10 protein-coding genes are annotated in these 12,041 nt (G+C 48.8%); all 10 read right to left on the bottom strand.

Going from position 1 to position 12,041, the window contains the following annotated elements:
* Positions 1-512: DDE-type integrase/transposase/recombinase (locus BT142_RS10315; protein WP_139275798.1), on the bottom strand; the 512-nt coding region annotated here is incomplete at its 3' end.
* Between the two features lie 49 nt (positions 513-561).
* Positions 562-927: a serine hydrolase domain-containing protein gene (locus tag BT142_RS10310; RefSeq protein WP_139182239.1), complete on the bottom strand. Its 366-nt coding sequence runs from the start codon at positions 925-927 to the stop codon at positions 562-564.
* 325 nt (positions 928-1,252) lie between these two features.
* Positions 1,253-2,101 (bottom strand): GGDEF domain-containing protein, encoded by an 849-nt coding sequence (locus tag BT142_RS10305; RefSeq protein ID WP_072418114.1) that lies wholly within the window; start codon positions 2,099-2,101, stop codon positions 1,253-1,255.
* Positions 2,102-2,578: 477 nt separating this feature from the next.
* Positions 2,579-4,327: an ABC transporter ATP-binding protein gene (locus tag BT142_RS10295; protein ID WP_072418112.1), complete on the bottom strand. Its 1,749-nt coding sequence runs from the start codon at positions 4,325-4,327 to the stop codon at positions 2,579-2,581.
* The gene (locus tag BT142_RS10290; protein WP_072418111.1) at positions 4,328-6,106 is read right to left on the bottom strand and encodes an ABC transporter ATP-binding protein; all 1,779 of its coding nucleotides are present in this window, start codon (positions 6,104-6,106) and stop codon (positions 4,328-4,330) included.
* A gap of 81 nt (positions 6,107-6,187) precedes the next feature.
* Entirely contained in the window at positions 6,188-6,799 is a 612-nt protein-coding gene (locus BT142_RS10285; protein WP_242871981.1) for a TetR/AcrR family transcriptional regulator, read from the bottom strand.
* A 168-nt stretch (positions 6,800-6,967) separates the two neighbouring features.
* Entirely contained in the window at positions 6,968-7,612 is a 645-nt protein-coding gene (locus BT142_RS10280; RefSeq protein ID WP_072418109.1) for a class I SAM-dependent methyltransferase, read from the bottom strand.
* Between the two features lie 94 nt (positions 7,613-7,706).
* Entirely contained in the window at positions 7,707-9,470 is a 1,764-nt protein-coding gene (locus tag BT142_RS10275) for an ABC transporter ATP-binding protein (RefSeq protein WP_175444953.1), read from the bottom strand.
* Positions 9,467-11,266 (bottom strand): ABC transporter ATP-binding protein, encoded by a 1,800-nt coding sequence (locus BT142_RS10270; RefSeq protein ID WP_072418108.1) that lies wholly within the window; start codon positions 11,264-11,266, stop codon positions 9,467-9,469. Before BT142_RS10270 ends, BT142_RS10275 begins: the two co-directional genes overlap by 4 nt.
* Positions 11,259-11,858: a TetR/AcrR family transcriptional regulator gene (locus BT142_RS10265; protein WP_072418107.1), complete on the bottom strand. Its 600-nt coding sequence runs from the start codon at positions 11,856-11,858 to the stop codon at positions 11,259-11,261. Before BT142_RS10265 ends, BT142_RS10270 begins: the two co-directional genes overlap by 8 nt.
* Positions 11,859-12,041: the final 183 nt, after the last annotated feature.

Below are 12,041 nucleotides of genomic sequence, written 5' to 3'. Positions count from 1 at the left end.
CTTGCCCACATACTCTCGCATCTTGCGTTGTCGTGGCATCTTCCTCCTGCGCTGTTCATGCTCTGAATTATCTCAAACCTCTGTATTGCTGTCCGATATTCTGTACTTGTGTATTGGCTGCCTCTGTCGGAATGTATTATGCAGCCCTTGATTTCAGGGTAAGCTTTCTTTGCATTTTCAAGGGTATGAACGCAGAGCGAAGCTCTCATATTATCCTCGATCGCAAGTCCCAGCGGCATAAGATCATAGCAGTCAAGCTCACGGTTCTTCCTTTCAAGCTCTTTTATTCGCTTGTTTGCAGCCTGGAGCTGCTGAGCAAGGTTAAGAGATTCTTCGGGCAAGCGAGTGCCCGAGCCTGTATCGATCTCGCCTGCCTTTGCTTTACGCACCCATGTAGCCAATGTGCTCTTGGGGATACCCAGTTCAGCAACAGCTGCAGTGCTTCCTATCTCTTTAGCTAATTTCACAGCCTGCTTTTTGAATTCGTTGTCATATTTTCTTTCTGAACCCATTTTTGACACACTCCTTTGGTTTTATTATACTCTGGTTGTTAGAGTTGTGTCAAGTTTTATTATACAGCATTATCCACGGCTCAGAACGATATTTATACGGTGCGGTCATTGTCAGCAAATGCTCAAGTGTGACATTATAGATGGTCTTTTCGCCCCGCTTAACAGTGTAATTGGGGAAGAAATCCATCACTTTCTGATCTGTACCTGTTATGAAACCATTATCGATAGCTATCCCTGTAAGTAAAGCCATTACTCCCTTTGTAACGGAATTGACATTCACAGCACTGTCGATTGTGAAGTTACGCCAATTGTCACTGTACACGGCATCACCGTCCTTGAAAGCACAAATCTGGCAGATGTTGCTCTCGTTGCCCTTACTTTCCTCTACATACTTATGAAGCTCGTCCTTTGTCATAATATACCTCCGTAAACAAGTTCTGTATATATTCGATCGAAGTTTCATACAGTATCTAAATTGTATCAAATCAAATTTTTAATGTCAACACCTATTTCAAAAAAATCGACGGAATCCTGCAAATGTCTGCATGAAAAGAAAAAGCCCTCATAAAATGCTTACGGAGCATTTCCGAGGGCTTGTTGTTATTTGTTTCAATAAGGTTTATGCCTGTTGTGGAATGCTCCACAATTCTGATTATGACTTGTGCGGAACGGAAATCAGGTGTGCCAGTAGGCTATGCCCTAACGGACTTGCAAATTTGTTCAACAGCGTAAACCACTTATCAACTGTTTTTAAGACGATTTTTATCCTCGTACATTTCTTTATCTGCTCTTTTGAATACATCAAGCAGGCAAATGTCTTCATTAGGCAGATAATCCGCACTGCCAACAGCAATTACTACACAGCCGTGCCGCTTATTGTATTCAATTTGCTCTCTTATTTGATTCTTGAGCTGTACTCTGTTTTCGTAGTCGCTGTCTTTCAGAATGCAGGCAAATTCATCTCCGCCTATCCTGAAAACGGGTGAATGTTTGAATGTTTTGCATATCAGCGACGAGCCTGAGCGTATGTATTTATCACCTTCGTCATGTCCGAGATTGTCGTTTATCTTTTTCAGATCATTAAGGTCAAACACAAATACAGAAAAATCCTCACATATTTTTTCTTTAATAAGAGCATTCATTTTCTTTTCGGTATTGCTATATGCAGATTTGTTCTTTACACCTGTAAGCGAGTCTTTGAATAGTGCTTCTTTCATTTCGATCTCTCGGCGCTTTTGAGTGTCTATATCCGTAACGCCTATAAACACAGTTCCTTCGTTTTCGTCTGTGCCTATTATTGTTTTAAGGCGGTAAAATTTTAGCACATCGCCCTTTTCGTATCTGTAATCGAAACCAAAAAGCTCACCATCATCTATTTTTTTTATGAATGACTCTTTGTTGAACATATCATGAAAAAGCATACGGTCTTCTTCGTATATTATTCTGCTGCAGGCTTTTTGGCAGTCAGTGAAAAAGTCTGTGCCCCTGTTCTTAATCGAAAAATCCTTGTCTGCACTTTCACGCTGATATTCTATATAACTGCCGTTGTTTGTATCAATGCAGTATATATACTGATAATCATTAGCCATGCCGAGGATTCACCCACATCAGTTCAGGCATACGGCGATCAGCTTGCAGCTTCAATCGGGGATAAGCGTCCCGGATGTTGCCAAGCGAGCAGGACATACCCGCCCTGATGTAACGATGTCAATTTATGCGCATACACTCAAAAACAATGACGTACATTGCTGCGAGGCAGTTACCAAAGCAATTCCCAAAATGCCAAAGCGAAAGACAGGATAAGATAAAGAAAAGCCCACGTTGCCGCAGGTTTTTATAACTTCGGGTATCTTAAAAGTTGACCGATTGTTGACCAAACGGGCTGATAGTCGGTCAGCGATGCTCGGAAATCGTGTGTTTTCAAGGGGATAGAGAAATATTTGGTTTTAGTCATGTATCCAGACAGACTCATAAATCTTGCCAGAGTCTATCCAAAAGCTCCGATCGCTGATCCTTGCGTATCGTAGCTTAATTGTTTCCTGCTCAATTGTCGGAGCAGTTCACTCTCACGCCGAGTGGCTTCCGAGCTTCCAGCCTGCGGCTTTCTTTCTCTCGCCGATGAACCGCCCGTAAATGCCTTCCTCGTTCGTAAGATCGCTGTGCCTGCCGTGCTGAACTATCTTTCCGTGATCTATTACAAAGATCTGATCTGCGTTCTCCACCGTTCTCAGCCTGTGGGCTATCATAATTACGGTCTTTTCCTTTGTAAGGCTCTCGACTGCTTTCATCAGCAGCGTCTCGTTTTCGGGGTCTACATTCGCAGTTGCTTCGTCAAGGATTATGATAGGAGCGTCCTTCATTATCGCCCTTGCTATGGAGATCCGCTGACGCTCGCCGCCTGAAAGACTTGCTCCGCCTTCTCCGATCACCGTATTGTAACCGTCGGGGAGCGCCATGATAAAATCATGGCAGCAGGCAGCCTTTGCTGCTTTGATGACGTCTTCTCTGCTTGCGTCGGGCTTGCCGAAACGGATATTGTTTTCTATCGTATCGCTGAACAGGTAAACGTTCTGAAACACAAAGGCGAAATTTTTCATTAGGCTGTCATAGCTGTACTCTCTGACGTCTGTGCCGCCGAGCAGGATACGTCCCCTGTCAACATCCCAGAAGCGTGCAAGGAGCTGTGTGATAGTGGTCTTTCCGCCGCCCGATGGTCCGACGAACGCTGCCGTTGTTCTTTCGGGTATCTCAAAGGAGATTTCGTCGATGATCTTTCTTTTGTCGTATGAAAAATCTACGTTTTCAACTGTGATCGTCATGCTTTCGGGCACAAGCTCTTTTCCGTCAATGTTCATTGTCGGTGAAGAAAGGGCTTCGTTCACCTTATCGACGCAGTTTTCGATGGTCCTTGTCAATCCGTTGAATGCGTCGACCTGATCGAGCGATTCAAAGATCATGAAGGAGCATATTATCATCATTACCGCATAAACAAGGCTCATGGAGCCGTTCAGATAAAATGCAATGCTCATTATCATCATGACGGTCCCTGAGAGCTTCGTGAGAATGTTCAGGAAAAACATCACGACCTCATAAACCGATTCCATAAGTGTGCTGTACCCTGTGAATCTGTCTATTGAGCTGTCAACATCGGTAATGCTTTTGCCGAAGAGATCAAAATTCCTAACCTCGGCGATACCTCTGACGTACTCCAGTATACGTGCGACCATGTTATCCTGTGATGCCGCAAATGCGTCTGAATCGGCACTTTCCGCACGTATCATGAATTCCGTTCCGGCAAGATAGACCGCCATAGTAATGAGCGCCACAAGGGCTATCCTCGCTTCAAAGAAAAACATGGACAGAACAATGACAAGGGTGGTAATGATGCCCTTTGAAATGACGATCACGCATCTTGCAGCTATGCCCGAAAAGCTCTCCATAGTGTTGGTGGCGATCGAAGTTATTTTGCCGAGCCCCTCGTCGTTAAGATGGCCCATCGGCACATAGCGCAGATGCTCCGCTATCTCGATACGCTTGAATGACGAGGTGTTGAAGCCTGCCCTCGTCTGGAGCATGGTCGTTTTCATGGAAACGACTGTTTGCAGCACGATCGACGCAAAAATGATGCCTGCCGAAATATATGCCTGTTTTTTCGACAGTCCCCCCTCAAGTATCGCTTTTATCACAATATAGACGGCGGGTATGCGCATTGCGGCAAAGAACGCATGAAATACGCCTAAAAAGACAGACAGATGAAACTGTTTCCGTTCCCTTTTGCCGCAGAGCTCGAAGAATTTTTTGAATGTGCGAAGCATTTATGCCTCCTCCTTTCTCACCGCAATGTGGCTTTCCCACATACTCCTGTAAAGCGGACTGTCTGCCAGAAGCTCCTGCTGCGTGCCTGCGGCTTCTACCTTGCCGCCGTTTATAAGGAATATCTTGTCCGCGTCGGCAATGGTCGATAGCCTGTGAGCTATGACTATCAGCGTTTTGCCTTTGGTCAGGCGGGAAAGAGCGTTCTGTATCACCGCTTCGCTTTCGGGATCGGTGTAGCTTGTGGCTTCGTCAAGAATAACGACGGGCGCGTCCTTCAGCATTGCCCTTGCGATAGATATGCGCTGTCTTTCGCCGCCCGAAAGGTGTCCGCCCGATCCGCCGCATATCGTCTGATATCCTTTTTCAAGAGACATGATAAAATCATGGCAGCCGCATTTTTTCGCAGCCTGTATCACTTCCTCGTCGGTCGCTCCTTCTCTGCCCATGCGTATGTTGTCCATAACGGTCTGATCGAACAGGTAGTTTTCCTGCGAGACATAAGCAATATGCCTGTTATATTCTTTAAGAGACATATCCCTGATATTCACGCCGCCTATCCTTATTTCACCTGAATCAACGTCCCATAGGGAAGCGATCAGCCTTGCGACAGTCGATTTTCCGGAACCTGAGGGACCTACAAGCGCGTTCACAGTGCCGTCCTTTATTTCCATATCGATGCCGTGAAGAACTTCCTTGTCCTTATAGGTGAAATGAACGTTTTTGAGCGATATATCATGGCTTGCGGGAACAGCTCTGCTTTTTTCGGGACGCTCCATATCCTTTTCATCAAGGATATCCGCCATATCGCTGACTATCTCGCCGACTTTGGAAATGTCGTCCGTGTAACCGAAAGCGGTAATGAGAGGAGTGACCGTTCTGAAGGAAAGAATGATAAGCACTATCAGATCGGCGGGTGCAAGGCTTCCGTTCAGGCAGTACATCACGCCCGAAGGAAGAAGTCCGAGCATGGTTGCGGGAAAGCACGCCATTCCGAAATTCTGCCAGAAATTCTCCTTTTGCATCCAGTTGATAAAGCAGTCTGCACCCTCCCTTGCCGCCTTGACGAACTTGCCGTAGGACGTCCTGCTCTGTCCGAATGCCTTAATTACCTCGATACCGCCGATATACTCCACCGCAGCGGCGTTCAGAGCTTTTGTTTTCTTTATCGTGTCGGGGTAATACTTCGGAGTTGAAGCCATCATGACCGAGAAAGAGATAAATCCTGCGGGAATACAGATAAGCTGCCACAGCCCTACACGGTAGTCAATAGTCATCATATATATGAACATCGTTATCGCGCCTATGATATTCGCAGTGAATTCGGGCAGTACGTGAGCGAGCGTCGGCTCGACCTGATCGGCTCTGTCGCAGATGATGTTTTTGTATTCTCCCGACGAATGTGCCTGCACCGCACCGAGAGGCATAGTTCCCAGCTTTTTCAGCAGCTTTTTTCTCGCATTGCCGATAAGTCCGAAGGTCGCACTGTGAGATGAATATGTTGATAGACCGTGAAACGTATATCGCAGCACCCAGAGTATACCTATCTGCACGCCTCGCTGCACATAAAAGCTCATTTTGTGCCCTCCCGATATCAACTGACGGATAAGCTCCGCAAGGCAGATGTACGAAAGAAGCATACACGCAATGCCGAGCAATGCCATAATCACGCTGATAAGGTATGTGCCGCGCTTTCCCTCCGTGAATCGCCACAGCCAGCTGAAGGTGTTGCGGTTGAGTACAGCCTGTGCTGAGGCTTCGTTACCGTTTTCTTTTTCCATTTCAAAAACTCCTCCTTTAAAATGTTAGCTAATGCTAACCTACGTGCATTATATATGCCCCAAATAATACGGGGCATCATTTCATATCCCGAGCCATTGCTTCCACGCGGGCTGATAGAATTGTTCCAGCGTTGCGGCATAGTGCATGGCCTGCTCTTTGTTCAGACCGTGGGTAACGGGCTGAAAAAATGATTCGATGTAGGAAGTGGTCAGAAGATGAAACTCCGTTCTGTCCACATCATTGACAGGGCAGCCGTTTGATCTCTGCAATTCAAGATAGCGGAGCGTGACTTCCTCTTCAAGCTTTGCGGTCTCATGCAAAAAATCCTCATATCTTGAGCCCTGAGACTTCATTATAAGCAGCTTGAATTCGTCGAGATGATCGTATATGAGCGCCATCATACGGCTTGATTCATTGTTGTTTTTCAAGCTGTCTGTGTGAGTATCACTAAAATAGGTCTGCTCCATTTCGTGATACAGCGAATGAAAATCACGTATAGCAGGCTCGACAAGCGAATCGAACATCTCGTCCTTGCTTGCGAAATGGTTGTACAGCCCGCCGACCTGTATCCCTGTTTCTGCCGCTATCCGCCTGAGCGACGCATCAGCAAAGCCGTACTCCATGAATTCCTTTTTTGCGGCTTCTATTATTCTTTTGTGGCTTTCGGTTTTGTCTCTTGGCAAGGCTAACACCTCCTCCGTTTGTAAGACCGGAATGAACGCTGTTCACTTTCGACGATTATAAGTATACACTGTTCATTAACGTTAGGCAAGGGGCTTTTGTAAATTTTTTTCCTCCATAAAAAACAAGATCCCGATACGACCGTTTCTGATCGTATCGGGACTGAGCTTCCGCAAAAATCAACCCGACTTTCTCGCAACACAATGCAGGCGGCAGAAACCTCGCCGTTCAAAGTTCTCCATGTGAAGTCCCGCATTTCTGCAAAGGATCCTTACTTCGTCCCTGCCGTAAACGTGAACGTCGCCCTTGCCCAAAAGATTTAACAACGGCATTTCGATATGATTGCAGAACCACCTGACCGCCGCAGAGTTCATCGTCATATCCCGCAGTATCAGCCGCCCGTCGGGACGCAGCACACAGTAAACGCTGTTGAAGAAATCCTGCACGTTCGGGTAGTGATGGAAGCTCTGACAGCATATCACGGCATCGAAGGAATTATCCGCGAAGGGCAGATTTTCGCAGTCACCGACCACAAGTTCCACGTTTGGCATTTTTTTCGCCTTTGCGACCTCTATCATTTTCGGCGTGAGGTCTATACCCGTGTAGTGCTTCTCGGGGTATTTCTCGTGCAGCAAAGTCAGCATGGGAGCTGTGCCGCAGCCGCAGTCGAGCAGGTCGGTGAACGGCTCTTTTTCCAGTTCTGCGAGAACGTCGGGGTAGTCCTTTCTGCACATTTTGTACACTCCCGCGCGGCCGGATTCATAGACCTTTGCGGCTTTGGTAAACTCCTTTACGGACAGGTCTTTGTAATGTTTTTCGTTCATATTACTGTTTTTTCCTCTCTTATGCAACAAATTAGCTATTGCTAACTTAATTATATCACCTATCCCAGCATTTGTCAATAACTATTTTGAACGATCACGAAAGTTTCCAGTTCCCCTCTGTCTGCTGTTCGTTCCACAGTGCCGCGTATCTTCCGCCGAGTTTCAGCAGACCTTCGTGCGTGCCCTGCTCGGTGATCTTTCCGCCGTCAAGCACGATGATGTTGTCAAGTCCCATGACCGACTGAAGTCGGTGGGCGATCACAAGCACCGTTTTATTCTTCACAAGCTCATCGATCGCCCGCTGTATAAGTACTTCGTTTTCGGGGTCGAGACTCGCTGTGGCTTCGTCGAGGAAAACGATCGGCGCGTCGGAGAGTATCGCACGGGCAATTGATATGCGCTGCTTTTCGCCACCCGAGAGTGTGGAGCCGCCCTCGCCTATCATCGTGTCATAGCCGTCGGGCAGCGACATAATGAAGTCATGGCAGGCGGCGGCTTTCGCAGCACGCACTATCTCCTCGTGTGCAGCGTCGGGCTTGCCGATGCGGATATTTTCCTCAATGGTGTCGCGGAAAAGATAAACGTCCTGAAAAACCATGCTGATCTTTGAGAGCAGGTGCTCCTGCGTCATAGCGGTTATCGGCACTCCGCCAATGCTTATCACGCCGCTCTGAATGTCCCAGAAACGCGTAAGCAGCCTTGCGACCGTAGTTTTGCCCGAACCCGACGAACCGACCAGAGCGACCGAGCTTTTCTCGGGAATATCGAAGCTCAGTCCCCTGATCACCTCGTCTGTGCCGTTGTAGCTGAAATGAACGTCTTTGAACGAGATATTGCTGTGTTCGGCAGTCTTTGCGGGCTGGGTGACGTCAAGCTCCTTTTCCTCCTTGAGGGCAGTCAGCTTGTCAACGCAATGATTCATTCGCGCCATGCTGACGACGAAAACGAACAGCTGCATTATCGGCTCGTAGACCTGCAAAGCCGCGAGCAGGCACATTATGTAGAAAAACGGCGTTATCTCTCCCGCGGACAGCAGATATGCTCCAAAGCCCATGACTATCGCGATCCCCGAAAAAAGGATTGCCCTGCCGTACATGGCGACCGCGCCGCCCGCTTTTTCCTGCCGCTTGGAATCGTCGCGGAGCTTCGCAAAGCTGTCTTTGAGCTTGCTGAAGGATTCGCCCGTGCGGTCGTATGCCTGAAGCGTGGTTATGCCGCCCGTGTATTCGAGGACGTTCGCAGCTGTCTGCTGCTGAATGGCTATCAGCTCGGCGCTCGTGTGGGCAATGCACCTGTAGCTCATGACAGCGAAGGGAATCGCAAGCGGAATGACGATGAACATCGCAAGGGTCATTTTCACGCTGAAAATGCTCATGACGACAAGTGCTATCAGCAGCCGTATCCCGATGACCGTTCCGTTTGCAACGATGCTGGATGAAAGGTTTTCGATCTCCTCGTAATTGCGCATGAGCAGCGTAGAAAGCTCGCCCGCGTCGTGGTCGGCAAAGAAGCCCATCGGCAGCGTTTTCAGCTTGTCTCCGATACGCAGTTTTTCGTTCTGCTGCGCCGAAACGTGGCCCACGCATATATCTAGATACGACTTGCGCCGCACCAGCGCATAAATTATCGTCTGCACGAGAAGTATCCCCGTGAGCACCAAGAACGGCTTCTGCTCATACGCCTGTGTGCAGTCAAGTATCAGCGCGAGCAGCAGATACACCGCACACATCAGCACGCTTGACGGCAGGGAAGCCACAAAGCTGTCAAGGAAAAGCCACGCTATGAACCGCGAATACTTCCTGCCGTCCCCGTAGGTTATTGTCTCCCACCATTTCGAGAGATGTTCTTTTCTGCTCATTTCCCTGTCTCCTTTCGCATCGACCAGCTGTCGCGGCGTTCGTTTGCGGCTACCATGTCGCGGTAGGTCATGCAGCTCTGCATAAGCTCGTCGTGCCTGCCGACCGCTTCCAGTCTGCCGCCGTTCATCACAAGAATGTTGTCCGCATTCTGTATCGTTTTCAGCCTGTGTGCGATCATAATGACCGTTTTGCCCTTTGAGAGCCGCGAGAAAGCTTGTTGGATCTTAGCTTCGTTTTCCGCGTCGGCGTAGGCGGTTGCTTCGTCGAGAATGATTATCGGCGCGTCCTTTAGCATAGCCCTCGCAATTGCGATACGCTGCTTTTCGCCGCCCGAAAGCCACGTGCTGTCCGTGACCACGGTGTCGTAGCCGTCGGGCAGGGAAGAGATCATTTCGTGGATATTCGCGGCTTTTGCGGCGGCTATGACCTCATCATGAGCGGCGTTTTCGTTTCCCATGCGGATATTGTTTTCTATCGTGTCGTTAAAGATGAACGAGTCTTGAAAAACGTATGCGATGTTGTTCACAAGCTCCGAATGTGTCACCTCGCGGATATCCACGCCGCCTATCCTGATGGCACCTTCGTCGATCTCATAGAAGTGCAGAAGCAGCTGGGCGATGGTCGATTTGCCCCCGCCCGACGGTCCCACAAGCGCGTTGCAGCTGCCAGAGAGTAAGCTAAAGCTAACCTTGTCGCAAGCATTAATGCCGCTGCCCGGATAGGCGAACGACACCCCGTCAAATTCTATATCAAATTTTGTGGGCTTCTTTCCCTCGCCCACAAGCGCGATCTCAGGCTCGTCAAGCAGCTCGTCGATGCGTTTGAGCCCGACATTTATCTTTGTGCTGTCGATCGAAACGTTCATCATGTTTTCCAGCGGCTCTTTCAGTCCGGCGCACACCACGAGGAAAAACAGTATCTTCGGGAGCACTTCGGCATAGCTTGCCGAATGATTCAGCATTATCACCGCAGCGGGCAGCAGGAAAAGCACCTGTGCGCCGAAGAACGCGTAATAAAGCCCCATGCCGTTCGCATTGTAATAAGCCGTGTCGTGGACGGACTTCGTGAAGCTGTTCATGTCCGTCTCGAAGCGTTTAAAAGCGTTTTTCGTGCCGCCGAAGATCTTGATGACTGACATTCCGTTTATGTATTCGATGATCGTGCCTTCCATTTTCGCCTTGCAGTCAGCCATGTTTTTCTGGTGCTTCGCGCCGTCGGGCTTTTTGAGCGCCATCGCGAGTATCACGAACGAGACCATTATCGGCAGAAGCGACACCAGCGTCAGCCGCCAGTCAACGATAAACAGCACGATGATCGTGAACAGGGGAGTGGCGACCGCCGCAGCCACCTCGCACATACTGTGGGCGATGAACACCTCGATCTGCTCCACGTCCTCGATAAGCAGCTTTTTTATGCCGCCCAGCGTGTTCGAGGTGTAGTATCCCGACGAGATGCGCCCCATCTTGTCCATGAGCTTCATTCGCAGCTCGTAGAGGATATCGAACGCCGCCCCGTGCGACAGCATTGCCGAAGCGTAGGCGCAGACGCCGTATAACACAGCACTAATGGCAGTTATCATAACGAGCGAACCCACGTCCGCAAAGGCAAAGCCTTCGCCGCTCGAATAGCGCCGTATCAGCGTTTTCAGTATGCTGTATATTGTGAAATACGGCACGATCCTGAACACGCTCGACAGCACGGAAAGTGTGCAGGCGGTGGTCAGTCCAGCCTTTTTCGTGCCTGCAAGCTCCATGAGCCGCGCCGTACCCTCTTTTTTCTTTTGCTCTTTACTCATATTGACCCTCCTCAAAAATGCAGCCGAAAAGCAGCCCGAACAGCTTGTCCTGCGTGCGATCATACGCGCTTTCGTGGAGAATGGCTTTGTTCTCGGCGGTCAGCGCGAGTATTTTCAGCAGGTTCGACACCACGCCATAGTCAACGTCCCCGCGCACGCCCTCGAAGTAACCGAACAGCCTTTTGAGCGTTTCGGTCTCCTCGTCGATATCGAGCTTGTTCTTGTCGGGGCTTGCGGCGGCGAGCTTTTCCTCGTCCTCGGGCGTGAGGTACTGATAAACGCTGTCCTTGTTGTTGATTATCATTGTCAGCACTTGTTTGCTCTCGGCGATTGTCAGCATTTCGCGTTCTCCCAGCATATCCGAGACAGCCTGCCAGAAACGGCTGCGGTTGAACTCTATGAGACGGATCACAAAATCCTCCTTCGACATAAAGAAGTTGTAAAACGTGCTCTTGCCGATCCCCGCAGCGGCAGCGATCTTCTCCACCGACATATGCGTCATGCCGTACTCTTTCAGCAGCTCCAGCCCCGACAGGAACATTTTCTCACGAAGCTGCTCCTTTTCGGCGATAGAAAATAATTTTGGTGACATATTTCCTCCTTTACATACCACATTTGAAATTAAAGCGACCGAAAATATAAAAATAGTCGCAAGAGTATTATAGCACACCCCACAAAGTTTGTCAAGTGCATTTTGATCATTAAATTTCTGAATATTCATAGCATTTTGCAAGAAATGCGGTTGACAAACAGTTCGGCTTGTGGTATTATATAT

This window comes from Ruminococcus sp. YE71 (genome assembly GCF_900119155.1).
Lineage (GTDB): Bacteria > Bacillota > Clostridia > Oscillospirales > Ruminococcaceae > YE71.
This window is presented reverse-complemented; position numbering and strand designations above follow the sequence as displayed.

Coding starts and splice junctions, on each gene's coding strand:
- BT142_RS10310 (WP_139182239.1), bottom strand. CDS start 927: ATGACAAAGGACGAGCTTCATAAGTATGTAGAGGAAAGTAAGGGCAAC.
- BT142_RS10305 (WP_072418114.1), bottom strand. CDS start 2,101: ATGGCTAATGATTATCAGTATATATACTGCATTGATACAAACAACGGC.
- BT142_RS10295 (WP_072418112.1), bottom strand. CDS start 4,327: ATGCTTCGCACATTCAAAAAATTCTTCGAGCTCTGCGGCAAAAGGGAA.
- BT142_RS10290 (WP_072418111.1), bottom strand. CDS start 6,106: ATGGAAAAAGAAAACGGTAACGAAGCCTCAGCACAGGCTGTACTCAAC.
- BT142_RS10280 (WP_072418109.1), bottom strand. CDS start 7,612: ATGAACGAAAAACATTACAAAGACCTGTCCGTAAAGGAGTTTACCAAA.
- BT142_RS10275 (WP_175444953.1), bottom strand. CDS start 9,470: ATGAGCAGAAAAGAACATCTCTCGAAATGGTGGGAGACAATAACCTAC.
- BT142_RS10270 (WP_072418108.1), bottom strand. CDS start 11,266: ATGAGTAAAGAGCAAAAGAAAAAAGAGGGTACGGCGCGGCTCATGGAG.
- BT142_RS10265 (WP_072418107.1), bottom strand. CDS start 11,858: ATGTCACCAAAATTATTTTCTATCGCCGAAAAGGAGCAGCTTCGTGAG.